The organism is Streptomyces sp. NBC_01013 (assembly GCF_045162765.1).
GTDB lineage: Bacteria > Actinomycetota > Actinomycetes > Streptomycetales > Streptomycetaceae > Streptomyces.
Map to the genome: position 1 here is coordinate 1,203,442 of NZ_CP108687.1, position 25,464 is coordinate 1,228,905.

Here is a 25,464-nt window from a genome sequence, read left to right on the forward strand (position 1 = left end):
CGTGGAACCGTTCCTGCGTCTGCCGTTCGACGTGCCCGTGAAGAACACCAGACCCCCGGAATTCCATCTCTGGCGCCCCATGCTGGACCTCAGCGACGCGGACGACGCCACCCCCTACAGCGCGCTGAGCACAGAGCTCGCCTACATGAACATGCGGGCGACGCCGGAGGAACGGCTGCCGATCCAGAGCCGGCCCGGGCCGTCCCTCCGCGAACGGATCACCGAGTCCGACTCCCTGCGCGAGTACGCGTGTGACACCCCCTCCGCGTTGCCCGCGCACCTGCGCACCGCACGGTGGCGGGAACTCGTTGACTGGTGCGAGGAAGCCGAAGGCGCGGACCCCGTCCACCGCGGAGCCCTGGCCTCCCTGCTCGCCTCGCTCGGGCTCTACCGCTACCTCGCGAGCTGGCCGCTTCCCGACCGTCCGGACGACCCTCACGCCCTCCAGCTCGCCGTCGGCCTGACCCATGCCCGTTCGGTCGTCGACCGCACCGGCTCGCTGCTCGCTTCGAGCGTCGAGGCGCTGGAGCGGGTCATGAACTGCGGCGACCTGCCGCCCGCCACCCGGCTGGGGGCAGCCACCACCCTGGTCGTCCTTCACTCGCAAAGCCGGCTCAAGGATGTCGACCGGGTCACCGGGTACTGCCGCGAGGCGGCCCGCCACGCCGAGGTGCTCGATCCCGGCAAGGACTGGCGGGACCTTGTGCATCTGAGTACCTACTGGCGGGCCGTCAGCTTCGCACCGTTCCTCCACGGGGACCTTCGGGAGACCGATGCCCAGCTCGACCGGGCAGAGGCGCATGCACGCCGGCTGTCCGACGGGACGCCGCAGGAACGCTGGGTCCGGGCCCAGAACTTCCACCCTCTGCTGGAGACGAGGACGAAAGTCGCGACCGCTCTGGGAGATCTGGACCGGGCGCTCGCTTTCAGCAGGGAGCTGCGGGACCGGGACTGGTCGGACGGCAAGGTCCACATCCAGCTGGGAGACGTGCACCGGCGGCGCGGAGAACCTGAGCTCGCCCGCGACGCCTACCTGGCCGCCGTTCCCCTCGGCGCCCCCTTCCGAGCCCTGGCGTGGAGCAAGGCGGCGCAGCTCAGCGGCGACGAGGACGCGGTCTACGCCCTCATGTGCGCGTATCGCGGCGACCCTCGTTCGGTGACCCCGTTGCTTCTGCAGGAGCGCGTATCGCGCGCCAGGGGTGACGACCGGCTCGCCGACTGGGCGGGCCGGACCGCTGTGTCCCTCCGTGAGGACCGGATCAACGAGGAGGCGCAGTGCGTACCGCTTTCCTGAGAGCACCGCAGGAGGGGACGGCTTCCTCGGGGCAAGGCCTTCTCCGGGCCTACCGTGATCTGACGTCCCAGGAGGGTCCGATCCACGCCCGGTCGGTCGCCGCGATGGGGCGCTGTCTGCTGGCCGGGGAACCCGTGCCGTTCTACCAGATCAACACCCTCAGCCGGCTCCGGTGGTTCCTGCGTCTGGAGGACGGCGACATCGCCCTTCACGACCCGCGCGAGGTCGCGCATGCCGACCGGGAACCGGCCTGGCACAAGCTCTGCGACGGCCTCGACGACTGGCCCGCCCTCACCCAGGAGGCACAGGCCGAACTCGTCGCGGTGCTCACCAAGCTCGGCTTCTGGGACCTGGTGCTGCGGCTCGTGCCCGACGACGTCGAGGTCACGGCATCCACGGTCACCGCACGGCTCGCCCACTTCCGGTGCAACGCCGCGCTCAAGTCCTCGGGCCCCACGGACCGGACCCGCGCACGGGCAAGTGACGTGACGGAACAGATCGCACTCTCGCAACTCCCCTCCGCTTTGCGGCTGAACGCGGCAGTCAACCTCATCGTCCATCACGCCAAGTCGGACCGCTCCCCCGTGCGACTGCGGTCATGGTGCACGTTGGCCGACGACCTCGTCGCCGGTCAGGAGCCCGACCAGGTGGACCCGATCCAGATGAGCGTCTACTGGCGTGGAGTCAGTTTCCTGCCCTTCTTCGATGGCGACCACCACGAAGTGCGCCGGATGCTGGACCGCGCGGAGGAGCTCGGACGCCGGGCGCTCGCGGACCCCTCCTGCCAGGACAGCCTGCTCGCCCACGAGAACATGCACCCCCTGCTGGAGACCCGCGGGCGCGCCGCAGCCGCAGCGGGCGACCAGGAGACCGCCGAGCGGTACTACCGAGAACTCGTCGCCCACGACCCTCTGGACGCCAAGACCCACCTGCGCCTCGGGGACCACCTGCGCCACAAGGGGCGGCCGGAGGACGCCCGCAGGTGCTACCAGGACGCCGCTGTGATCGGAGCGCCCTACACCGCCTATGCCCTCACCCAGGCGGCACGCTGCTCGGTCGCCCTCGACGACACGGAGCACGCGGTCGCGTCACTCGCCCAGGCCGTGCAGTGCGACCCCTGGGCGGTCACACCGCTCGTCCTGCTCCAGGATCTGCTGCCCGGCACGTCACTGAGAGGGCTGCGCCCCTGGGCCGGAGAGCGTCTGCAGTCACTTCTCGAAGGTCTCGGAAAGGGGGAACGATGACAGCCACCCACGCACCCGGCCGCACACGGCCCATGCGCTTCGCGCCCGACGCCGAGGCACACCGGGAGGTGCTGGAGACGATCCTCACCCTGCGCCTGCGGCAGCTGGCCAGGATCTCCGGCCTCGTCGCCAAGGTCCGTCCCGAGAACGCGGCAACCCTCGTACCCCTGCTCGAACGTCTGCCGGAGCTGCCGGCCGCCGCACGGGCCACCCTGGCGCGGGACCCCTATTTCCACGCCTCCTTCACCCGGCTCGTGACCGCGCTACGGGCCTCGGACCCGGTGGCCGCGCGCACGGCGACGGACCGGCTCACCAGCAGTCTGCTCCTGCCCGCTGCCGGGCTGCTCCCGGGGCCGGTACAACTGCAGGCGGGCCAGGGCGGCGGGTTGTCCCTGGGCGTCGGGGGCCCCCGGCTGCGAGACCACACCCCCGCGGTCGCAGGCACTGTCCACTTCCGGGGTGCAGCCGACGGCGGACTGCACTGGTTCAGTGAGTCCGGAGCGAGCGGCACCCTTTCCCCGCACGCGTCGCAACGGCCCGTGCTGGACGGCGACGACGAACGTCTGCCCCCGATGCTCGCCGAACTTGCCGCGGACCCGAAGAGCTTCTCCACCGAGCACGTCCGGCCGGTGACCGCCGGCCACGCGCTGACCCAGCGGTTCGAGGATGTGTGCGACAGGCTCCGCGCGGCGTGGCCGTCCATGCACGACGAGATCACGGCCAACGTGTCGCTGGTCGTCCCGATCCACAGCCTGCAGACTGCGGCGTTCTCCAACACCGCCTGGCAGGGAGCCGTCTTCCTGCGCGACGACTTCACGGACCCGCTCTTCCTGGCCGAGCGGCTGGTGCACGAATCATCCCATCTGCGTCTGAACGCGGTCATGGCCGTCACCGACCTGCACACCCACAGCTGGGACGAGCGGGTCGACAGTCCGTTCCGTAACGGCCCCCGACCGGTGGCCGGCCTCCTCCACGGCGCGTTCGTCTTCACCCGCGCTGCCGAAGCGCTGCTGCGCATCAGTGAAGGCACGGGTGACGCCGAACGCGGCGCCCGCCAGGCAAAGGCGCTGGTGGAGAAGGTCGACATCGCGCTCAGGACGGTGCGTGTGGCTGTCCGCCTCACCGATGAGGGCCTGGACTTCATGAACGACATCGACCGCGCCCGGCTGTCCGTCGTGTCGCACTGCGGCCACGTGGAGCCTGCCGACGACTCCGACTACCTGCTGGGAGAAATGTGATGACACCGAGCGTGGATACGGGAGGGCACCTGGCAGTGGTCACGGGGGCCGACGAGGCCGCCGGCCACTACGCCTCGCGTCTGCGGGCTTCCGTGACACCGGTCACCCGACGCCTCGCGGCCCTCGCGGGGCCCGGGACGGAGCGCGAACTCGGGGAATGGCGCGACCGGTTCAACTCCCTGGACGACGAGGCGGCGGACGATGTCGTCGGAAGCCCGTTCTTCACCTACTACTGGCTCCAGCTGCTGGACGCGTGCGTCCGCGGCGACCGTGCGTTCGTCGCCGCGTGGTCACGCGACCTCGGGCGTTTCCTCCTGGTGCCCCACCTGCGCAGGAACTCCGGCAGCCGCACCCTGCTGCGGCTGCCGGCCCCCGCGAACGAGATCCATCTCCCCGGCCTGGCGGCCCACTTCACGTCGACGGAGCCCGTCGATGCCGTCAGCGCGGGCCCCGACGGGGACGGCAGCTGCCGGGACGGGATCCTGCGGCTTCCGGAGGAGTACCTCATGGGTGAGGGCGCCGATGTACTCGGTTGCGTGCGACGGGTCCGCCACCATGTCATCGCGGACTCCAGGATCGAGGTCTCCGCGGCCGACCCGTGGATCCGCCGCCACCTCGCCTCCATGAACAGCAAGCCTCCGATGGAGGGGTACCCGGCCCCCGACCTGCAGCCGCTGGACGCCGATGCGGCGCAGCTCACCGACATCGACGCCGCCTACGGCCTCATCAAGACCGTCTGGCCCGGTCTGATGCCGGAACTCGACTCGTATGTCAGGCTCTTCGTCCCCTACAGCAGCGCCTTCCACTCGAGCTTCGCCGAAGCCTGCCTCATGCGGGCCGTGTTCCTCTCCGAGGCCAAACACCCTTTCTCGTCCACCGTGTACACCGCCGAGCACCTGCTCCACGAAGCCGCACACCTGCGGCTCACCCTCATCGAGGAACTCGATCCGCTCGTGACGGGCGCCATCGACACCTCATTCGCCTCACCGGTGCGCAAGGACCCCCGGCCGCTCTCCGCCATGCTGCAGACGGTGTTCGCGTTCGCCAGGATCGCCGCGTTCCACCGGCACGCCATCGAGGCGGGCCGAAGCACCGAACACGAAGCACGACACGCCGAGTCGGTGGGTCTGCTCCACAAAGCCCTCCTCGAGGTGGAGAGCGATACCTCACTGAATTTCACCGCGGCCGGTCAACGGCTGTGGTCCGACATGTGGGCCGAGGTCGAACACGCATGACGGGCACGTCCATCACCCCAGCACCCCTGCTCAGACTCCGCGGCCGTGTGCAAGCGGTCTGGGCCGGCGACAGCCTTTTGTTGCGTCTGGGCCCCCGGGCCAGGCGCGTGACGCCGTTCGGCGAGGAGGAGATGCGCCATCTGCACGCACTGCGTGCCGGGCTGACCACAGAAGACGTCCACGCCCGTCCCTGGATGAGGGAACTCCACGAGGCGGGCCTTCTCGAAGAGGTGCGCCCGCCGTCCGACGATCCCGATCTCGGACGTTTCGACCGGCTCCTCAACTTCCTTTCCGAGCTTGAACTGAGGGGGGACGACCGGTACGACATGCTCGCCCGACTGCGGGCCTCACACTGCGTCGTCGTCGGGCTGGGGGGCCTCGCCAGCTGGACGGTGTACAACCTGCTGTGCTGCGGCGTCGGCCGGTTGTCCGTGGTCGACGGGGACACCGTGGAACTGTCCAACCTGAACCGCAGCATCCTGTTCACCGAAGGGGACGTGGGGCGGCCCAAGGTGGACGCCGCCCGGGACTCCGCCCTTCGCTTCAGCCCTCGTACGACGTTCGACGGCCACCACATGATGATCGATTCAGCCGGAGACCTCGCACCGATACTCGCTGACGCCGACTTGGTGCTCGGCGTGGCCGATCAGCCGCCGTGGCTGATCAAGGAGTGGGTCGCTCTTGCCTCCCACCGCGCCGGCGTCCCCTTCCTCCAAGCCAGCGGGTCCCGCGTCGGCCCCTTCCACCGCCGACAGGGCGATGCCTGTTCGATGTGCGACTGGAGCGGACTGCTCAGGGAGCGCCCCGAGCGCGGGGAGATGCTGCGGCGCCAGCAGCTGCTGCCGCGAGGTGACTCCGGTGCGCTCAGCCCGCTCGGATCGATGACGGGGGGCATGATCGCCATGGACGCCCTGCGTCACCTGCTCGGCATCACTCCTCTGACGGCGGACCGCGTATGGGAGATGGGCGGCGACCTCACCTCCGTACTGAGTGAAGTCCCGAACGATCCTGACTGCGCGGTCTGTTCGGACACGCAAACACCCCTGCCGCTGCCCAGCCAGTTCGTGAGGCCCGCGTGACCGGGCTGCAGACACCTCCCGGGCTCCGGACCGCTGCCTCGACGGCCGGATGGAAACTCTGCCGGCACCACCGGGACGAGAGCGGGGCGATCAGTCTCTGGGAACACCCCAGTGGCGCGAAGCACCTGCACCACGAGCGCTCCGAGGAGCGGGAACACACCTTCGGAGTCGTCATCGAGACGCCCGCCACCGATGACCGGGGAGCGGCGCACGTCCTGGAGCACTGGGTCGGCGCCGGCTCCGCCGCCTATCCGATGAGCAGTGCTCTGCTGACCGCCTCCCAGCGCTGCGGCTCCGCGTTCCTCAACGGCTTCACCGAAACGGGCCGGACGTCGTACACCTTCTCGGCTACGGACGCCGAGGATCACCGCGGACAGCTGGATGTCCTGCTGGACGCGGTCTATCATCCGCTGCTCACCGACCGCACCTTTGCCCGTGAGGCGTGCAGGGCCCTGCCGTCCTCGGAGAGTGCGACGCGGGCGCACGCGTGGACAGGCGTCGTGCACAACGAGATGCGGCTGAAGCCCGAACGGCCCACCCAGTGGCTGTCCCGGCTGTTCGCGGCCCGCCACGCACCCGGAAGCCACCACGGATTCCGGCACGAGGGCGTGCCGTCCGCCCTGCCCGAGCTGACCGCCGCCGACACGCGCGCGTTCCACCGCGCCCACTACCGGCCCGGTGCCTCCTTCTCGTTCGGGACGGGACCAGGACTCGTCGATGCCCTGACCGCGCTGGCACGCGTGACAGCGGACGCGCCCGCCGGCCGGACGCTCCCGGCCGAGCCTTCCCGGAGCGTCACGGCGCTGCATCCGCCCGCGGCCCTGGCACGGCGAAGCTGGGTCACTGCCACGCTGTCCTGGCCGGGTCGCGAGACCGCGTCGTGGGTGGGCGCCCTGCACGCACACGCGGTGCTGATCCAGGCATGGGGTCGGCGGGGGAACGACCGGCTGATCTGTCCCCCGTCTGCCGTCGGGGACGACGTGGTGCTGCTCGTGGCAACGCCCGGTGACGGCCTCGACGCCCAGGCGCGCGAGGAGGCAGGGCAGAGCCTCCTTCGTGAGATCAGTAAGGCCACCGACGGTGCGTCCCCGGAGGGGCCGCGCCCTCCCACCCTCCTCGAACACTTCGCGGAACCCTACGGCGGACTTCCCGACGGCATCCGCTGGGGGCTCGCGGTCTCCGCCGCGAGATCAGCGGGCCTGGCCCCCTTCGCCCTGCTGGTCCCCGGCAGCGTCGAGGCCGCGAGCGTCCCACCCCGGCCGGCGGCGGCGTTCCTCGACCCGGCCGGTCTCATCGCCGAGCCTGGTGGACCTCCGACCACGGAGCGCGTCGAGTCGGACCAGGCCCTGTGGCGCCTGCAACCCCCTTCGCGGGACGCCCGCTGTCTTCCCCTCAGACCGCTCGGTGACCGGCCGTGGCAGCCGCTGGCCCCCGCCCACGCGCAAGGACCGGGCCTGGACCTCCTCGATCCCCCCGATGCTGACGGCACGGTGGTCGCCCGCGTGTCCCTGCCGGTGGACCGTTCTGACGCGCCACTGCTCCAGCCACTCGTGAAACTTCTGTCCCTGGGCGCCGGCAAGACGCGGCTCCTTCCGGGGATTCCACAGGTTCGCGAGGAAGGGCGCGGGGTCGTGGCCGACCTCTTCGTCGCGGGCTGGACGCCGGCCGGCTGGCAGCGCAGCACCTCCCGGCTTCGGGACCTTCTGGACGGGCAGCAGGGCGCCGTACGCGCCTCGGCAGTCGTATCGGCGCTGCTGCGCGCCGGCTCCGGGAGGCTGCTGCTCTCCCCTCAGGAACTGTCGGAGAGCGCCGCATTCGCCGAGGTGTCGGCCACCGGAGCCGCCCATGACGCCATGGCCGGGCTGCCCGCCATGGTCGCGTGGAAAGGGATGACGGACAGCGAGGCAGTGGTCGCGGGACTGCGTCGGCTCCTGGACCGGGCGGAACGTGCCCCGGTCCGGCTGCTGGCCTTCGGCTCCGCGGCTCTCGTGGTGGCCAAGGAACTGGCCGCGACGCTGCCGCCCCCTGCCACGGACGACGCCACTTCCTGGGACACGGCCCAGGCGCGGGACCGCATCCGCGTGCCGGCCCGCGGTGAGGGCTACGCCCACGCGCTCGTATGGCCACTGCCGCCGGCGGCGGCGCCCGCGGTGGCGGAGGTCCTGGCCCGCGACGTGCAGCGTCGCATTCTCCATCCGTGGGTACGGGAGGAGGGCGGCGCCTATGCGACGCATGCCTTCTACGATCCCGGCCGTGGTGGCCTCGGCATCTGGATCCACGCAGACCCGGCGGGAGAGGAGCGGCTCGCCCGTCTCCGGGAGAGGATCTGCGAGCGCTACCGTCCACCGGACCGCGACGGCCTCGAAACGGCGCGGCTGATGGCATCCCGCACCTTCACACCGCGGCCGGTCACCGGCCCACGCGAGGTGGTCCGGCGATGGGGTCCGGCCTCTCGCGGCGGTGGCGGACTGCTCTCCGTCACAGCCGACGATCTCGAGCAGGCTGTCAGCACCTGGCTCGGTCCGGTGCGACCAGCCGCGGCAACGCTGGGATGAGCGGTTGCTTCCGGACAGCCGCAGAAGCCACCACGCCGAGCCCACGAGCGGCACCCACCGGTGGGAACCGAAAGCAGCAGATCATGAACGGAAAGGCGGAAGCCGCATGCCCGGCACGCTCCTCGACCCCGACGCGCACGCAGCCGCCGGCCACCGGCAGCGGCTGGAGCTGTCCCTGACCGGCGAGCTGAACGAGCTCCTCACCTCCCTTCCGGGGGACACAGCACCGCACGATCCCCTCGCCTCCTCCTGCCCGTCCGCCGACGAAGGGCCCCTCTATCCCGGCCTCTACTCCGCGTACCACTCGCTGCGGAAGCAGGACGCAAAGGAAGCCGGCGCGCTCTGGTTCGCCACGCTCCGGCAGGAAGCCGCCTACCGCACCCGCAGGCGCGACGGGCTCGCCCGCACGGGTGAGTCGGACTACGCCGCACGCTGCGTGCGACGTGCGCTCTCCCAGGCCCCGCCCGAGATGGACCGGTCCACGGTCACCAGTCATCTGACCGACTGGAGCCCGCCGCAGCGCGCACTGCTCGACCGTGCGCTCGCCCTGCTGGACGCGGCCTGGCCGCAGGCGTACACGGAGGTGGTCACCGCAGTGGCCGAGGTCTCCCTGCTCGGTGGCCACGGACTGATCGGATTCACCGACTTCGTCGCCCACGGTGCCGTCTTCATCAGCGATTTCCAGCTGACACCGCGTGACGGAGTGAGCGCGGAGCACCTGCTCGCCGAGTCACTCCTGCACGAGGCCACGCACACGGTCTGCAATGCCTCCGCGACGACTGAGCCGCTGATCCGCAGCCCCCGGGGCGGAGAGGCCCCGCGGGTCAGCACACCCCTGCGTTCGGACCCGCGTCCCCTCGCCGGCTTGACGCAGCAACTCGTCGTCCTGACGCGCTGCGCGGAGCTGTACGCACGAGCAGGCGTCGAGGGCTCCGACGGCGCAGGACTGGCCCGACGCGCCCAACTCCTGGCCGGGCAGGCGGCCGCGGCCGGCACGACGCTGCGGAAGTTCGAGAAACATCTCACCGAGGCAGGCGTCCGACTGGTTGACGAGGCCGAGCGCCGCCGCCAGGAGGCGACGGCGGGCGTCGGTTCCGTGCCTCCCTCGGCCTGACTCCTGCACATGGGGCGGTGCGACGGCCACTCCGGTTGCCACCACCACCCGGTGCGCCGCACCCAAAGGCCGGAGCACCGCCGCCGGCCCTTGCGAACTCCCCAGTCCTCGTGCGTGCTTCACGCCCAGTCAGAACCACTCGGCCCGGACGGACCCTGCCATGTCTCCTGCACGACTCGCGGCCGACACCGTCGCTCCGCCGGCTCCGCACACCCTGCTGGTGTTCCTCCTTCAGATCGGTGTGCTGCTGGGGCTCGCACTCGTCCTGAGCCGACTCGCCCGCAAGCTCGGCCTGCCCGCCGTCGCGGGTGAGCTCGCGGCAGGAGTTCTGCTGGGTCCGTCCGTGCTGGCACCCGCGCTTCCCGCTCTCTCCGCATGGCTCTTCCCCCGCGACACCGCGCAGATGCACCTGCTGGATGCCGTCGGACAGCTCGGAGTCCTGCTGCTCGTCGGCTTCACGGGAATGCATCTGGACATGGCGCTGGCACGCAGGCGTGGCCGCGCCGCTGCCGGCATCAGCGCGGCCGGTCTCCTGCTGCCGCTGGCCATGGGGCTATGGCTCGGGCACGCTCTCCCGGCGCAGTTGAGACCGGCGGACGCGGATCCGGTCGTCTTCGCCCTCTTCATCGGCGTCGCCATGTGTGTCAGTTCCATTCCTGTCATCGCCCGGACGCTTGTCGACATGCGGCTCCTCCACCGCAACGTCGGCCAGATGATCATGGTGGTGGCAGCGATCGACGACATCGTGGGCTGGCTGCTGCTGTCCGTGGTCACCGCGCTCGCCACCACTGGCGTGGGAGCGGGCGAAATCGCGACGCCCCTGATCCACATGGCCCTCGTCATCCTCGCCTTTCTCACGCTCGGCCGTCAGCTGGTGCGCCGCGTCCTGTCCGCGGTGGGGTCCTCCGACTCCCCAGGGGCGAGCACCGCCGTCACTGTCGTCCTGCTCGTCCTGGCCGCGGCAGGAGCACAGGCCCTGGGATTCGAGGCCGTTCTCGGCGCCTTCCTCTGCGGCATCCTGATAGGTACGCACGGCCCGAAGGAGCTGACCCAGCGGCTGGAGCCGCTTCGGACGACGGTGCTGCATTTCCTGTCACCCTTGTTCTTCGCGGGAGCAGGTCTACGTATCGACCTCACCGCACTCGCCGCTCCCACGACTGCCCTGTGGGGCCTGATCGCACTGGCTCTCGCGGTGACCGGCAAATATCTCGGGGCGGCCACAGGGCTGTTCGCCGGTGGACTCACCCGCTGGGAGGCGCTGGCACTTGCCGCGGGAATCAACGCCCGGGGCGTCATACAGGTGGTCATCGCGGTGATCGGACTGCGGGTCGGTCTGCTGAACACCGCGATGTACAGCATCATCGTGCTCATCGCGATCATCACCCCACTGATGGCGCCGCCCGTCCTGCGACTTGCTGCCCGGCGCATCGAGGAGAGCGCGGAGGAACGGCTCCGCGAGCACGGCCTGCACGCCCCGGAGGGACAGGACACGACCCGGGCGTCCACGGAAGACGCGCCCGGCGCTGCCGAACTGATCCACGACCGGGGATCGAAGGCGGAACGGGCTCCCGACACGAGCTGACTGTCCATCAAATCTGGTGAGCAGCCTGCTTCGTACCGTCGAACCAGAACACCGGGACAGCCCTCAGCACGCTGCCGAGCGGCCGAGGCGCACATCGCCCGGTCCGGCGGGAGCAGCCCTTCGCGGCCGAGCAGGGTGGTGGGGAGCGGGGGTCAGTGCTTGGCGTGGTCGGTGATCCAGCGGGCGGCGAGGAGGCCGGAGGCGGCGGTGAGGGTAGCGGCGGCGATGACGGTGGCATGCAGGCCGAGGGTGTCGGCGAGGATGCCCGCGAGGAGGGCTCCGGCGGCGTAGCCGATGTCGCGCCAGAACCGGTAGGTGCCCAGAGCGTTGGCGCGCCAGGCGGGGTGTGCGTGGTCGGAGACGGAGGCGATGAGGGCGGGGTAGACCATGGCAGTGCCAAGGCCGAGAACTACGGCGGAGAGGACGCCGGCGAGCAGGGGATCGCTGAGCAGGGCGAGGGCGAGGATGAAACCTGCCGCTTGGACGAGCATGCCGGTGACGATGAGAGGTTTACGGCCGACGCGGTCGGCGAGGTGGCCGGCGGGGATCTGCCCGATGCCCCACAGGATGGGGTAGATGCCTTTGATGAGGCCGACGGCGGCAAGGCCGAGGCCGTGGTCGGTGAACAGCAGGGGGAAGACGCCCCAGGTGAGGCCGTCGTTGAGGTTGTTGACAAGTCCGGCCTGGCTGGCGCCGCGCATGGAGCGCTCACGCCAGGAGGTGCGGATGAACGTGGCGGCCAGGCCGGTCTTCTCACTGCTGGGCGGTGGTTTCGGGTGCTGGGCGAGTTCGAGGGCCACATGGGCGGCGGTGTCCCGGACGGTGAGGGACAGGGCCAAGCCGGCGGTGACGAAGACGACGCCGAGGAGTTCGGGGACGGGGCGCAGGCCGTAGCCGGTGGCGAGGTAGCCGGTGAGCAGTGCGGTGGCGCCGACGGCGGTGTATCCGGCGGCCTCGTTGAGGCCGGTTGCCAGTCCGCGGCGGGCCGGTCCGACGAGGTCGATCTTCATGTTGACGGTCATCGACCAGGCCAGGCCCTGGTTGAGGCCGAGCAGGACGTTCGCGGCGATGATCCAGGTCCAGGACGGTGCCCAGGCAAGCATGAAGGGGACGGGGACTCCGAGCAGCCAGCCGGTGAGGAGGAGCTGCCTGCGGCCGAAGCGCGCGGTCAGGGCTCCGGCGGCGAGGTTGGTCAGGGCCTTGGTGAGACCGAACGCGATGATGAACGAGAAGACCGCCAGGTCGCTGGTCAGGCCGAAGGTGTCGGTGCCGATGAGCGGCACGGTGGTGCGTTCCAGGCCCACGAGGCCGCCGACGGCGACGTTGACGACGACGAGGAGGGTGAACTGGAGCCGGTTCTCCCGCAGCCCGAGGCGCACGGCGGGTCCGGCGGGCCGCTGCGTCGGGGAGGTTGTCGTCATACGTGGGCGTCCTTGCGGTCTATGGGTGGCGGGCCTGACCGGGAACCGGCACGGCGAGCCGGAAGGAAGGGGCGGACGGGTCAGATGAACGCGTCGGCGAGCATGAAGGCCGCGACCGCGAGCAGTGCGCAGGCGAAAACGCGCTGCAGCGTGTTGCCGCTGAGTCGTTGTGCGTAGCGTTTGCCGTCCCAGGCGCCGAGGATCGCGGCGGCGGTGAAGGGCGCGATGACGGCCCAGTCCAGATGCACTCCGGTGCCGGTCCGGGCGCTGAGCGCGGCGATCGAGTTGATGGTGATGACCAGCAGGCTGGTGCCGATGGCCCGCCGCATGGGGAGGTTCAGCACCCGTGTCAGGGCCGGCACGGCGAGGAAACCGCCGCCCACACCCAGCAGCCCGGTCACGCCGCCGAGGCCGGCACCGGCGGCGCCGGCCTTGGCGGGGCGCACCTTGCCCGCGGCAGGGGCGGGCGCGGGGCGCAGCATGCGCAGTGCGGCGACTCCCGCGACGACGGCGAAGGCGATGGTCAGACCTGCCTGGGGCAGATGGCCGGCGACCGCGCCGGCCAGCATGGCGGGGACGATGCCCGCGGCAGCGAACAGCAGTCCGGTCCGCCAGACCACGTTGCCGTCCCGGGCGTGCCCGGTGAGCGCGGTGATGGACGTCAGGGTGACGATGATCAGACTGGCGGTGATCGCTTCCGCCGGCGGCATGCCGATCAGGTAGGTCAGGGCGGGGACGGCCAGGACGCTGCCGCCACCGCCGAGTCCGCCGAGCGCCAGGCCGACGACGGCTCCGGCGACGAGTGCGAGTATCAGGGCGGTCATGCCACCGAGCCCTTCGTGCCGCGTGCGCCGACGACCGGGTGCCCGGCGGCAGCCCACTGCTGCATGCCGCCCTTGACGTCCCACGCGTCCGCGCCGCGCTCACGGAGCAGCTCGGCGGCCTGTTGCGAGCGGTTTCCGCTGCGACATATCACCACCAGCGGCCGCCCCTGGGCTGCCTGCGGCAGTGCAGCCCCCGCGACCAGGGCGGACAGGGGCGCGTGCACCGCGCCGGGCGCCCGCCCGGCGTCCCACTCGCCCCGCTCACGGACGTCCAGCAGGACGTCCGGGGCGTGGGCGCCCTGGGTGCGCCGATGGGCCTCCTCGACGGTGACGCGTTTCTTGCCTCGGGAGAACAGGGACATCACAGGACCTCTCGAATGCGGTCGTGCAGGAAGTGCATGCAGGAATCGGGCCGGCCGCCGGGGGCCTTGTCACCGGCTGACTGATCAGCCGGTGACAACGGGCACCCCGGCAGCGGTGGCGGAGTCGAAGGCGTCATCGACGGCGACCACGTCGCGGCCGGCGGCGTCCAGGAGGGAGGCGGCGATCGCGGCGCGCATGCCGCCCGCGCAGTGCACCCAGACGGTGCCTGCCGGGACCTCGCCGAGCCGCTGGTGCAGCTGGTGGACCGGGATGTGCACAGAGCCTTCGATGTGTCCGGCGGCTCGTTCGGAGTCGCGGCGCACGTCCAGGAGGACGACGTCGTCCGTTCCCTGTTCGGCCAGGCCGGTGAAGGTGGCGCGGGGGAAGGATGCCAGGGAGGTGCCCTCGCCGGCCCACTCCTGCGCAGTGCCCGTGGCTGCGGCTGCGGGCCGGTCGATGCCGACGCGTACCAGCTCCCGCTGGGCGGCGGCCAGCTGCTGGGGTGATTCGGCGAGCAGGGTCACCGGCTTGCCCCACGGGATCATCCAGGCGAGATACGTGGCGATCTTGCCGTCCGACTCGAAGTTGAAGCTCCCGGCGACGTGGCCCTCGGCGAACGCGACCCGGTTGCGCAGGTCCACGACCCATTCACCGGCAGCCAGCCGGGCGGAGATCTCACCGGCGTCCGCGACGGCCGGGGGTGTCAGGTCTACTGGGGCGGGACCGGCGGCGTTGGCCGGGCCCATGTGCGCGTAGTAGGCGGGGACGTCCTCAAGACCGGCCAGGATCTCGGCGACGAAGGAATCGACGTCGGTGGTGAGCGCCGTGTTCGCGGACTTCTCCCGGCCGATGGTGGTGTGGTCGCCTTCGGCCTGCGCGGAGGAGCAGAAGCTGCCGAAGCCGTGCGTCGGCAGGACGGCCGTCGCGTCCGGCAGCTCGGCTGCCAGACGGTGTGCTGAGGCGTGCTGGGCTCGGGCCAGCTCCTCGGTCAGCCGGGGCTCGACCAGGTCGGGGCGGCCCACGGTGCCGATCAGCAGCGAACCGCCGGTGAACGCGGCGACGGGGGTGCCCTGCTCTTCCAGCGCGTACGCGGTGTGGTGCGGGGTGTGCCCCGGGGTGGCGACGGCCCGCAGCACGAGAGCGGCATCGACGGTCACGGTGTCGCCGTCGGACACCGGCACCCGGGCGAAGGACACGTGCGCACCGGCCGGCACGAGGTAGGCGGCTCCGGTGACACGGGCGAGCTCCAGGCCGCCGGTCACGTAGTCGTTGTGGATGTGCGTCTCCACGACGTGGGTGATGCGTACCCCGCGCCGGGCCGCCGCCGCCAGGACCTGGTCGAAGTCCCGCGGCGGGTCCACGGCCACGGCCGTGTCCCTACCGCCGGCCAGGTAGTGACGATTGCCAAGCCCTTCCAGCTCGATGGTCTCGATGAAGAACACGAAGCTGCTCCTTTCCTCGAAATACCCCATGGGGTATTCATTTGAACCAAATATACCCATGGGGGTATTTCCGGCGCTGGAGTGTGAGGCGGCTCCCCCCTGGCGCGGGGCCCGTTCAGCTCTCGGGCGTTCTGCGGCGCCGCCCCGCCGGGTCCTGACCTCGGTCCACCGAAACACCGCCGGGCCTGGACAAGGACTTCACGGCGATCGCCGGGAGCGAGTCCTCGCGGCGTTACTCAATCGGAGGATCGCAGCCCGGGGTGAGCGGGATGCTCACGACCGGTTCCGCAGGGAGGCGAGAACGGTGCGGATGTCGGTGCGCGGGCCGCGGTTGTAGGGCAGCTTGGAGAGCATCATGCCCATGGCACAGGTATTGCTGAGCGCGGCGAAGGTCAGCCCGGCGCCGACCGCGGTGCCGATCAGGTGCACGCCGGGGACGAAGAAGCCCACGATGCCGCTGACGAGCACGATCGAGCCGGCGATGAGACGGACCTGACGTTCCAGTTCCCAGCGCTGCGGGCCGCGGTTGACCGGTGCGCCGGAAGCCTCCCAGGCCATCATGCCGCCGTCGAGGACTCGCAGGCTGGGCAGGCCCGCCTCGGCGAGCGCCTCCTCGGCCTGCGTGGCGCGGGCCCCGGAGCGGCAGACCAGCACCACGTCCTCGTCCAGATGCCGCCCCAGCTCCATGCGGTGCTCGCGCAGGGTGTCCAGGGGCACGTTGTAGGCGCCAGGGATGTGACTGGTCTGGAACTCGCCGGGTGTGCGCACATCGAGCAGACGGGGGCCGTCGCCGGTCTTGATCAGGTGTTGAAGGGCGGCGGGTGTGAAGGCGGGGATACGGGAAGCGTCGGTGGTCATGAGAACTACTCCGTGAAGGGGAAACGGGAACAGGGACGGGAAGTGGAGAGCAGGCGCCCCCGCACGAGGGGCGTCAGGGCATGGACGTCCCGAGCGGGGCGCCGGCAGCCGAAGGAAGAGGGAGGGTGTCGCGTCAGGCGGCGGGCGCGTTGAGCAGGGCCCAGGCGGCCCAGCCGCCGAGTACGTCGGAGACGTCGTCGAAGCCGTGGTGGCGCAGCAGGCTCGCGGCGATCGAAGAGCGGTGACCGCCCGCGCAGTGCAGGACCAGCGGCTTGTCACGCGGGATCTCGTCGAGGCGGCCGGGGAGCTCACCCAGGGCGATGTGCAGGGCACCCTCGACGAACCCGTTCTCGCCGCGCTCGCCGCAGTTGCGGACGTCAAGGACGACCGGCGGGTTCTCACCGTCCAGCGCGGCGCGCAACTGGGCGGCGGTGATGCGGCCGGCCGGGGCGACCGCGTCATCCATCGCCTCCAGGGCTTCGTCGGGGGAGGCCAGGTACCCGGCGACCCGGTCGAAGCCGATCCGGGCGAGCCGGGTGACGATCTCCTCGTCACGCTCCTCCGGTGCCACGACCAGCAGCTCCGCCCCGGGCGGCAGCACGGTGCCCGCCTGTTCGGCGAACCGGCCGTCGGCGGGGACGTTGACCGCGCCGCGCACGTGACCGGCGGCGAACTTCTGCGGGTCACGCGCGTCGACCACCACCGCGCCCGTGGCGCGCTGGGCCAGGAAATCCTCCGCGCTCAGCGCCCGCGGCGCGCTCGCCGGGTCGAACAGTTCCCGCTCCCGGCGGTTGAGGTCCGCGTCGTAGGCGAAGTACCCCGGAGCCGCCGACTGCCCGGAAGTCACGATCGCGACGAAATCCCGCTCGCTCATCGGCGCACACGCGTAGTTCGTCGCGCGCTGCTCGCCGATCGTCGACTGCCGTTCGGTGGACAGGTTCTTGCCGCAGGACGAACCAGCGCCGTGCGCGGGGAACACCCGCACCTCGTCGGGCAGCGCCATCAGTTTGTTCTGCACGCTGTCGTGCAGCATCGCGCCCAGCTCATCGGCGGTCACCCCGACCGAGGCCAGCAGGTCCGGGCGGCCGACATCGCCGATGAACAGCGCGTCACCGGTCAGCACCCCGTACGGGACCGTGTCCTCGGCACTCTCGTACACCAGCACGCTGATCGACTCGGGGGTGTGCCCCGGGGTCTCCATGATCTTCAGCGTCACGCCGCCGAGGCTGATGGTGTCCCCGTCGGCCAGCTCGCGGATCGCGTACTCGGTCTCGGCCCGCCGCCCGTATCCGATCCAGGCGCCGGTGCGGGAGGCCATCTCCAGGTGGCCGGCGACGAAGTCCGCGTGGAAGTGGGTGTTGATGACACCCACGACGGTGAAGCCACGGGCCTCGGCATCACCGAGGTACTCCGACACGTCCCGGCGCGGGTCCACGACCACGGCCTGGCCGGTGGTCTCGTCGGCGATCATGTACGACGCCTGGGACAGGCACTCAAGGTAGTACTGCGAGAAGAACACGAAAACCTCCAGAACGGGACGCGGCTTATACCCTAGGGGGTATTAATCGAGGCAAGAGGCGGCCTGGCGCAAGGCGGCGCACGGGACGGGGCGACTCTCGACCCGCCGGGGCTCGACTCGGCGACAGCCGCGAGCCCCGGGTCACGGTGGATACCCCATGGGGTATTACGCATTCGACCGTACGGAGCCCTGCCGGCGTTGTCAAATACCCTGGGGGGTATCACTGGATCGAGAAGGCGTCGCCCGGCGAGCACACTCGATGACCACGGGCGGACACCCTGAAGCCAGTCGGCACGACCCGAGGAGACAGGGCCGCCGAAGCGCACCCTGCGGGACAGGCGCGCGACCTGGCACCGGCGGATCCGCGGGCCCTCCCCCGAGAGGGAACCCGCCCCAGCGCCGCGGCGCCGGCCTTGTGCGGCGCAAGCCGTCCGGCATGCCGACTTAAGCCCGGATTAATACCCCGCGGGGTATCGTTGTCGAGAACGAAGGAGGATGACGTGCAAGTAGACGAAGAATCGATGCAACCCGTCCTGAACCGCCTACGGCGGGCCCAGGGGCAGCTGGCCGCGGTGATCACGATGATCGAGGCGGGCCGCGACTGCAAGGACGTCGTAACGCAGCTGGCCGCCGTCTCCCGCGCCTTGGACCGGGCCGGATTCAAGATCGTCGCCAGTGGAATGCGACAGTGCCTCGCGGGAGACTCCGACACTCCGCCCATGTCGCCGGAGGAGCTGGAGAAACTCTTCCTCACCTTGGCGTAACCGTCAGCGGGACCCTGCGACGCGGCCGGCCGGCCGGCTCACCGAAGGCCCGGAAGCATCGGCTTGTGGTGCTCGGACCGTTCTTCCGTTTCGCGCGCCCCCAGAAGACCGTCCTCGTTGATCCCGCCCGAGGTCTGACCGCCCGAGGGCAGAGCGGCTTGACGGGTGCGACGCTGACACGTGACGAGCAACGCGTGCTGTTCCGCCGCTGGACAACGGATCCGGCCGTTCACCCGCACGAAGCCCTGCTGGGCATGCTCGCCCCGCCCGCCGGCGCAGTGCGGGGTCCCGGTTCACCTCGACCAATGCGGCAACGTCCTCCATGCGCCAGGGGAGAAGAACGAGAGCGGGAGGGGCCGGCGGCGCGGCCACCTGACGTACGACGGGGCCACTATGCGGCGGCGTTACCACCCGACGCCGACCGCGTGCGGGCTGCGCCGCCTTGCGACCGCCCCGTCACTGCTGTGTCCGGACGCGCAGTGCCTCGAGGGACCAATCGAACACCGGAGCCAGACTCTCCGGCGCCGGCCAGCCGTTGATCACTGCGAGCAGCCGGAGGTACCGCTCCCTGCGGGGGTCGTTCACGCTCTCCAGCCGAGCCGCCAGCCGGCGGCGAAGCTCGACGTCGTCGGGGCGCCCGAGGAGGTACGCGTAGTACGCAGTGAACGCCGCGACGATCGGACCGGCCTGGGGCGAGGCCGGGTCGATACCGGCGGTCAGGGCCGGGGCCGTCCGGTCACGGACGGCTGCGGCGATGTCGCGGCGCAGACCCGTCGTGTCGCTCTGGGCCTGCTCGGCTGCCTGGTCCTCGGCCATCCGCCGCACGATGGCGCGGAAATCCGGGTCCAGAGACATCTCGGCCAACTCCACCCACGCCCGGACTTGCTCCGCCTCCGGGTTGTCGGGCAGCTCGGGGGTCATCGAGCGCATGACCCCCTCGAATGCGGGGGCGGCATCAAGACCGCCGAACGCGGCGTCGAGGAAATCGCCGATCAGACGTCGGCGTTCGTCCTTGGAAAGCTGGGCCAGCCGGTGCATGAGTTCCGTCTCCTCAGGTGTGGACCCGCGCTCGGCCACCGCCGTCAGCACCGCGCGCCGCAGGCGCAGGACGCTGATCTGCACCGACAGCGCTTCGGCGTGCGCCGCGGCGACATCGGGAAGCGAGAGCTCGCGGTCCACGACCCTGCGGATCGTGGGAAGGTCCAGTCCCAGCTCGCGCAGGGTCCGCACGAGCTCCAGGCGCGAGACGGCGTCGATGCCGTAGAGGCGGTAGCCGGCCGGGCTGCGGTCCGTCGGCGCCACGATTCCGCGATCGGAGTAGAACCGAATGGTCTTGACCGTGAGACCGGTCCGTCGCGCGAGTTCGCCGATCGAGTAAAGCGTGTTGCCGTCCATGCCCCCACCTTTGCGTCTCCCCCTACTGGAGACTCAAGTCCCTTCGTCCGCCAGCAGGCAACCACTCCTCATCCACACGTCCTGACAATTCCTCGATCCTTGCGTCACGGCAGCCTCTGAGCTACGAGGAGCGTTGAGCCGATCACCGGCTCCCAGGCCTCTCCCTTGCGTACAGCCCGGCTCACCCTCACCACCTCTGAGAGGCCATCCGCTTTCCGAACGTGATCCGTTGGTTCGGCTGTGGTGGGCATGAACCGCGCTCCGTGACGGCAGAGATGGGGCGATTCGTCCGCTCACGTTGGCCAGGGCGGCGACCTCGCTCCTGCGCAGACGCACCCGGCGCCGACTTCCGGAGGGCAGTCCCGCCTGCTCGGGGGTGGTCCTCGCTCGCCGCGGGGTCAGGAACTCTCGGACCTCCGCTCTGGTGTCCACGCCTTCGACGTTACGTCTCGTACGCAGCCGTGGGGATGTACTGGCAGTACACCCCTTGACCGTGCCTCGCTACGCATGCCAGGAGCGGGTTACCTGGATGACGTGGTCCTCTTCGCCAGGCCGCGAGCCGGGCGGACCCGACGCCACCTCGCTCTGCACTCGGCGACGGCCGCTGACCCGCGGCACGCCGCCTCGCACCCCGCCCACGGCGCCGCCGACGCCGACCCCGGCCGCCCCGGCCCCGACGCAAGGCTCGCCGGGCCGATCCGTGACCGGCCGGCCGAACCCTTGAGGAGAAACAGAGCCATGCGCATCCGCCTCACGATCGGCGGCCACAGTCTGGCCGCGGCCTTGAACGACAGCGCCACCGCGCGGGACTTCGCCGCGCTGCTGCCCCTCACCCTCGATCTCGACGATTTCCAGCACACCGAGCGCATCGCTGACCTGCCGCGCGCGCTCAGTACCGACGGCGCCCCGGCGTCGTCCGACCCCAAGGCCGGTGACCTGGCCTTCTACGCACCGTGGGGAAACCTGGCCCTCTTCTACCGAGACGGCCACCCGTCACCGGGCCTGGTCGTCTTCGGCCGGCTCACCGACCGGGACGACACAACGCGCCTGGCCGACGCCGGCCGCGTCCGCATCCAGCGCGACTCCTGACCGCTCCCCCTTTCCAAAGGAGAAGTTCCCCGTATGTCCCCTCCCGCCGCTCCCGCGCCGGGCAAGCTGCCCTTCGTCGTGTGGGTGCTCGCCGCCGGCACCTTCCTGATGGGCACCACCGAGTTCGTCATCGCCGGGATCCTCCCGGACATGGCCCCCGATCTCGGCGTCGGCGTCTCCCAGGCCGGGCTGCTGATCACGGCCTTCGCGGTCGGCATGATCATCGGCGGTCCGACCATGGCCCTGGCCACCCTCCGCCTGCCCCAGCGCCTCACCCTGGTCCTCGCCCTCGTGGTGTTCGCCGCCGGGCACGTCGTGGCCGCCCTCACCAGTTCCTTCACCGTCGTCCTGGCCGCCCGGTTCGTCACCGCCCTGGCCACGGGCGCGTTCTGGGCCGTCGGCTTCGTCATCGCCACCACCGCCGCGGGCCGCGGAAACGCCACCCGGGCCGTCAGCGTGATGATGGGCGGCCTGACCCTCGCGAATGTCGTGGGCGTCCCCGCCGGGTCGCTGGTCGGACACGTCACCGGATGGCGCGGACTGTTCTGGGCCCTGGCCGCGCTCGCCGCCCTCGCCGCCTCCGTGATCAGCCGCTTCATCCCTGAAACGGAGCGACGCGCCCGGATCTCCGTGCGGGACGAGATCCGGGTCCTGCGCCAGGGACGGCTGTGGCTGGCACTGGCCTCTGCCGTCCTGATCATGGGGGGTGTTCTGGCCTTCTACACCTACATCACCCCGTTGCTCACGGACCGCGCGGGCATCCCGGTCGGTGCCGTGCCCCTGGTCCTGATCGCTTTCGGCACCGGCGCGCTGGGCGGCACCGCGATCGGTGGCCGGTTCGGCGACCGCCGCCCGATGGCCACGACGATCCCGGCAGCCGCAGCCACCGCTCTGACCCTGCTCGCGCTGATCCCGCTGTCCGCCACCCCGGTCGCCGCCATCGCCCTGATCTTCCTCATGGCGCTGGCCGGCTTCACCATCAACCCCGTCGTCACCGCACTCGCCGTCCGCTTCGCAGGCGATGCCCCCACGCTCACCTCGGCACTGACCACGTCCGCGTACAACACCGGCATCGCAGCCGGGTCAGCGCTCGCCGGGCAGGCCCTCGCCTCCTCCTTCGGGGTGACCGGGCCGGCCCTGGTCGGCTCCGTCTTGGCGGGCCTGACCCTGCTTCCGCTGATCGCCCTGGCCGTCGCCGCCCGACGCGGGACGACCCGGACCGTCGCCAAGATGCGCAGCCCCGAAGTCCCGGCCCCAGAAACGCGCGAGACCGCCGAAGCGGCCTCGTCGCGGAGCTGACCCACGACCTCTGCCCCGTAAAGCAACGCAACGCCACGCACCCGCACCCGCACCCGCACCCGCACCCGCCAGGAGGCAACTGCATGAACCCCACCTACGACTTCGCCGGCCATGTCGCCTTCGTCACGGGCGCCGGCTCCGGCATGGGCCTGGCCGCAGCGCGGGCCTTCGCCGCCTCCGGCGCCGCCGTTGCTCTCGCCGACATCGACGGGACGGCCGTCAACCAAGCTGCGAAGGAACTCACCGACACAGGCGCCAAAGCACTCGGCCTGGTCTGCGACGTCACCGACGAGGATCAGGTCGCCGCCGCAGTCGACCGCACGGTGGAGACCTTCGGCCGACTCGACATGGCCTACAACAACGCGGGCATCCAGATTCCGCCCGCCGACGCTGCCGACGAGTCGGCGGACGTCTTCGACAAGGTCACTGCCATCAACCTGCGCGGCATCTGGGCTTCCATGAAGCACGAACTGCGTCACATGCGCACCCAGGGCAGCGGAGCGATCGTCAACTGCTCCTCCCTGGGCGGCCTGGTGGGCCTCCCAGGCCGTGCCTCCTATCACGCCTCCAAGCACGGCGTGATCGGCCTGACCAGCAGCGCGGCCCTCGAGTACGCGCCGCGCGGCATCCGAATCAACGCGATCTGCCCGGGCATCATCGGCACCCCCATGGTCAGCGACATGATCGCCAAGGGAGAACTCGACCGCGCCGAAGCCGAGGCGAACCAGCCCATCGGCCGCCTCGGCACCGCAGAGGAAGTGGCCCAAGCCGTCCTGTGGCTGTGCAGTCCCGGCGCCGGCTTCGTCGTCGGCGTCGCTCTGCCCGTCGACGGCGGATACGTCGCACAGTAGCCACCACGGCACCCACCCACACATACGCCCACGCCCGAGGAGTGACCTCCATGCCGAAGCAGTCAGCCCCCGAGGAACTACGCGCCCTCGCCCCCAAACTCGTCGAGGTCACCAACGGCGTCCTCTTCGATGACATCTGGAATCGCCCCGGCCTGTCTCCACGCGACCGGAGCCTGGTGACCGTCAGCGTCCTCGCTGCGCTCTACCGCAGCGAACAACTCCCCTACCACCTCGGCGTAGCCGTGGAGAACGGCCTCAGCATCGAAGAACTCTCCGAGGCCATCACCCACCTGGCCTTCTACGCCGGCTGGCCGAACGCGATGACCGCCATCAATCAACTCAAGTCGATCGCCGACGGACGCGCCCTCTGACACCCGCGTACCGCCGCCACGACCGCACGAGAACGGGAAAGAACCATGGAACACATCACCTCCACCCCTACCGTCAAAGCCCCGGCCGAGCGCTTCACCGGCGACGTCTACCTCAACCCCATCGAGATGCCCACCGACCCCGCCCGCTTCGCCTCCGCCCTGGTCCGCTTCACCCCCGGCGCGCGCACGAACTGGCACTCGCACGCCAACGGCCAAACCCTCTACATCACCGACGGCATCGGGCTGGTGGGCACCCGAGAAGGGGACTTCGCGCGCGTGAGCGCCGGGCAGACCATCAAGTGCCCACCCGGGGAGGAGCACTGGCACGGCGCCACCGACACCACCCTCATGGCCCACATCGCCATGGTCGTCGGCAACGCCGAAGGAGACGGAACCACCTGGCTCGAGCCCGTCACCGACGAGCAGTACGCCCGCGCCCTCGACAACGAGAACGGGCACTGACCCACACCCCCGCAGCGGTTCAGTCCCCGCACCCCCCGCAGTAGTTCAGGCCCCGCAGCACCTGTCGGAGGCCGTGCCCGCAGGGGCTGCGACCGGCAGGGAGACGCCGGCGCCGATCTGTACGAGCGCGGGAGCCGGAGCGCAGCAGCCGCCTTCGTCGGCCTGGCCGGCGGCGGGGTCGTCGAAGAGTCCGGCTCCGCCGCAGACGCCGGTCTCGGGGAGGGTGAGTTCGACGCGGTCGGCGGCCTGGATGTCGCCGGCGAGGGCGGCGGTGATGGAGCGGACCTGTTCGTATCCGGTCATGGCAAGGAACGTGGGGGCGCGGCCGTAGGACTTCATGCCGACGAGGTAGAAGCCCGGTTCGGGGTGGGACAGTTCGCGGTGGCCGTGGGGGTGGACGGTGCCGCAGGAGTGCTGGTTGGGGTCGATGAGCGGGGCGAGTTCCCTGGGCGCCTGCAAGCGTTCGTCCAGGGCGAGGCGCAGTTCGGACAGGAAGGACAGGTCGGGGCGCAGGCCCGTGAGAACGATGATCTCGTCCACCGGGTCGAGGCGCCTGCCGTCCTCACCGGTCAGGATCAGCCGGCCGTCGTCGGCGGCCTCGATGGCTTCGGTGCGGAATCCGGTGACGGCGGCGGCGTATCCGTTGTCGACGGCGGCCTTGGCGGTCAGGCCGAGTGCGCCGCGGCCAGGAAGCTGGTCGGCGGAGCCGCCGCCGAAGGTGGAGCCGCTGATGCCGCGGCGCAGGATCCACACGGAGTGGGTCCCCGGCTCGTCCTGCGCGATGTCGGCAAGGGTGGCCAGGGCAGTGAAAGCGGAAGCCCCGGAACCGACGACGGCGGTGCGCTTTCCTGCGTACCGGGCACGGACGGCCGGGTCCTTGAGGTCGGGGACGCGGTAGGAGATGCGGGTGGACACAGCGTGCTCGCCGAGGGCGGGGAGGCCGTCGGCGCCGATCGGGGCGGGGGTGGACCACGTGCCGGACGCGTCAATCACGGCGCGGCCCAGGATGCGCTCCTCGCCCCCGTCGGCGCGCGCGACGCGAAGGGTGAAGGGCCGCTGTTCCCGGTCGGCGTCGACGATCCGGTCGCGGCCGAGGCGGGAGACGCCGGTGACGGTGGCGCCGTAGCGGACCGTGTCGCCGAGCACATCGGCGAGTGGCTGGAGGTACTGCTCGGCCCAGTCGCCGCCCGTGGGGTACGTATCGGCGGCGGGCTTGGCCCAGCCGGTCGGCGTCAGGAGCTTCTCGGCGGCCGGGTCGGTCAGTTCGCTCCAGGTCGAGAACAGCCGCACGTGCGACCAGCCGCGCACGGCAGTGGCGGCGGTCGGCCCGGCCTCCAGGACCAGGGGCTCGATGCCGTGCCCGAGAAGGTGGGCGGCGGCCGCCAGCCCGGCGGGGCCGGCGCCGATGACGACGACCGGGAGGTCTGCGGTGGTGGTCACGGCGCTGATGCCCTCCGGACCGGCG

General features: G+C 70.9%; 22 protein-coding genes and 1 pseudogene. 14 read left to right on the forward strand and 9 right to left on the reverse strand.

Annotation, left to right across the window (positions count from 1 at the left end; translation table 11 throughout):
* Position 1: 1 nt before the first annotated feature.
* From OG538_RS05115 to OG538_RS05150, 8 genes are all read left to right on the forward strand, one after another.
* A complete protein-coding gene (locus tag OG538_RS05115) occupies positions 2–1,294 on the forward strand; it encodes a tetratricopeptide repeat protein (protein ID WP_406090580.1) in 1,293 nt (430 codons plus the stop codon).
* Positions 1,276–2,538 carry a hypothetical protein gene (locus OG538_RS05120; protein WP_406090582.1) on the forward strand — a complete coding sequence of 421 codons (1,263 nt, stop codon included), beginning with the start codon at positions 1,276–1,278 and terminating at the stop codon, positions 2,536–2,538. The genes OG538_RS05115 and OG538_RS05120 overlap by 19 nt, the downstream gene beginning before the upstream one ends.
* Positions 2,535–3,776, forward strand: coding sequence for an aKG-HExxH-type peptide beta-hydroxylase (locus tag OG538_RS05125; RefSeq protein WP_406090583.1), 1,242 nt, complete (start codon positions 2,535–2,537; stop codon positions 3,774–3,776). Before OG538_RS05120 ends, OG538_RS05125 begins: the two co-directional genes overlap by 4 nt.
* Complete coding sequence (locus OG538_RS05130; RefSeq protein WP_406090585.1) at positions 3,776–5,011, forward strand: aKG-HExxH-type peptide beta-hydroxylase; 1,236 nt, start codon at positions 3,776–3,778, stop codon at positions 5,009–5,011. Before OG538_RS05125 ends, OG538_RS05130 begins: the two co-directional genes overlap by 1 nt.
* Positions 5,008–6,090, forward strand: a complete 1,083-nt coding sequence (locus tag OG538_RS05135) for a HesA/MoeB/ThiF family protein (RefSeq protein ID WP_406090587.1) — start codon at positions 5,008–5,010, stop codon at positions 6,088–6,090. Before OG538_RS05130 ends, OG538_RS05135 begins: the two co-directional genes overlap by 4 nt.
* Positions 6,087–8,645, forward strand: a complete 2,559-nt coding sequence (locus OG538_RS05140) for an insulinase family protein (protein ID WP_406090589.1) — start codon at positions 6,087–6,089, stop codon at positions 8,643–8,645. Before OG538_RS05135 ends, OG538_RS05140 begins: the two co-directional genes overlap by 4 nt.
* Positions 8,646–8,751: 106 nt before the next feature.
* The gene (locus OG538_RS05145; protein ID WP_406090591.1) at positions 8,752–9,759 is read left to right on the forward strand and encodes an aKG-HExxH-type peptide beta-hydroxylase; all 1,008 of its coding nucleotides are present in this window, start codon (positions 8,752–8,754) and stop codon (positions 9,757–9,759) included.
* A gap of 160 nt (positions 9,760–9,919) precedes the next feature.
* On the forward strand, positions 9,920–11,341 hold the full coding sequence (locus OG538_RS05150) for a cation:proton antiporter (RefSeq protein ID WP_406090593.1): 1,422 nt from the start codon (positions 9,920–9,922) through the stop codon (positions 11,339–11,341).
* Positions 11,342–11,493: 152 nt separating this feature from the next.
* Here the strand turns inward: OG538_RS05150 and OG538_RS05155 are convergent, their stop codons facing one another.
* The 6 genes from OG538_RS05155 to OG538_RS05180 all read right to left on the reverse strand — a co-directional run bounded on the left by OG538_RS05155 (position 11,494) and on the right by OG538_RS05180 (position 17,768).
* A complete protein-coding gene (locus tag OG538_RS05155; protein WP_406090594.1) occupies positions 11,494–12,762 on the reverse strand; it encodes an MFS transporter in 1,269 nt (422 codons plus the stop codon).
* Between the two features lie 80 nt (positions 12,763–12,842).
* Complete coding sequence (locus tag OG538_RS05160) at positions 12,843–13,586, reverse strand: sulfite exporter TauE/SafE family protein (RefSeq protein ID WP_406090596.1); 744 nt, start codon at positions 13,584–13,586, stop codon at positions 12,843–12,845.
* Positions 13,583–13,948 (reverse strand): rhodanese-like domain-containing protein, encoded by a 366-nt coding sequence (locus OG538_RS05165; protein ID WP_406090598.1) that lies wholly within the window; start codon positions 13,946–13,948, stop codon positions 13,583–13,585. The genes OG538_RS05160 and OG538_RS05165 overlap by 4 nt, the downstream gene beginning before the upstream one ends.
* 84 nt (positions 13,949–14,032) lie before the next feature.
* Positions 14,033–15,391: a rhodanese-like domain-containing protein gene (locus OG538_RS05170; protein WP_406090600.1), complete on the reverse strand. Its 1,359-nt coding sequence runs from the start codon at positions 15,389–15,391 to the stop codon at positions 14,033–14,035.
* Between the two features lie 273 nt (positions 15,392–15,664).
* Positions 15,665–16,249: a rhodanese-like domain-containing protein gene (locus OG538_RS05175; RefSeq protein WP_406090602.1), complete on the reverse strand. Its 585-nt coding sequence runs from the start codon at positions 16,247–16,249 to the stop codon at positions 15,665–15,667.
* Positions 16,250–16,382: 133 nt separating this feature from the next.
* Complete coding sequence (locus OG538_RS05180; RefSeq protein ID WP_406090604.1) at positions 16,383–17,768, reverse strand: rhodanese-like domain-containing protein; 1,386 nt, start codon at positions 17,766–17,768, stop codon at positions 16,383–16,385.
* A 521-nt stretch (positions 17,769–18,289) separates the two neighbouring features.
* On the opposite strand from OG538_RS05180, the gene OG538_RS05185 reads away from it, so the two are divergent.
* Positions 18,290–18,532, forward strand: coding sequence for a metal-sensitive transcriptional regulator (locus tag OG538_RS05185; RefSeq protein ID WP_406099987.1), 243 nt, complete (start codon positions 18,290–18,292; stop codon positions 18,530–18,532).
* A gap of 456 nt (positions 18,533–18,988) precedes the next feature.
* Here OG538_RS05185 and OG538_RS05190 read toward each other — a convergent pair whose 3' ends face one another.
* Both OG538_RS05190 and OG538_RS05195 read right to left on the reverse strand, forming a co-directional pair.
* Positions 18,989–19,927 (reverse strand): MerR family transcriptional regulator, encoded by a 939-nt coding sequence (locus OG538_RS05190; protein ID WP_406090606.1) that lies wholly within the window; start codon positions 19,925–19,927, stop codon positions 18,989–18,991.
* Between the two features lie 291 nt (positions 19,928–20,218).
* A pseudogene (locus tag OG538_RS05195) lies at positions 20,219–20,359 on the reverse strand (transcriptional regulator); the annotation flags it as partial.
* A 306-nt stretch (positions 20,360–20,665) separates the two neighbouring features.
* On the opposite strand from OG538_RS05195, the gene OG538_RS05200 reads away from it, so the two are divergent.
* The 5 genes from OG538_RS05200 (at position 20,666) to OG538_RS05220 (ending at position 23,999) form a co-directional block, all read left to right on the forward strand.
* A complete protein-coding gene (locus OG538_RS05200; RefSeq protein ID WP_406090608.1) occupies positions 20,666–21,016 on the forward strand; it encodes a cyclophilin-like fold protein in 351 nt (116 codons plus the stop codon).
* Between the two features lie 33 nt (positions 21,017–21,049).
* Complete coding sequence (locus OG538_RS05205) at positions 21,050–22,315, forward strand: MFS transporter (RefSeq protein WP_406090610.1); 1,266 nt, start codon at positions 21,050–21,052, stop codon at positions 22,313–22,315.
* 83 nt (positions 22,316–22,398) lie between these two features.
* The gene (locus OG538_RS05210; RefSeq protein ID WP_406090612.1) at positions 22,399–23,166 is read left to right on the forward strand and encodes a glucose 1-dehydrogenase; all 768 of its coding nucleotides are present in this window, start codon (positions 22,399–22,401) and stop codon (positions 23,164–23,166) included.
* 50 nt (positions 23,167–23,216) lie between these two features.
* Positions 23,217–23,537, forward strand: coding sequence for a carboxymuconolactone decarboxylase family protein (locus tag OG538_RS05215; protein WP_406090614.1), 321 nt, complete (start codon positions 23,217–23,219; stop codon positions 23,535–23,537).
* 45 nt (positions 23,538–23,582) lie between these two features.
* A complete protein-coding gene (locus tag OG538_RS05220; protein WP_406090616.1) occupies positions 23,583–23,999 on the forward strand; it encodes a cupin domain-containing protein in 417 nt (138 codons plus the stop codon).
* 45 nt (positions 24,000–24,044) lie between these two features.
* Here the strand turns inward: OG538_RS05220 and OG538_RS05225 are convergent, their stop codons facing one another.
* Positions 24,045–25,448 (reverse strand): NAD(P)-binding domain-containing protein, encoded by a 1,404-nt coding sequence (locus tag OG538_RS05225; RefSeq protein ID WP_406099988.1) that lies wholly within the window; start codon positions 25,446–25,448, stop codon positions 24,045–24,047.
* Between the last annotated feature and the right edge of the window lie 16 nt (positions 25,449–25,464).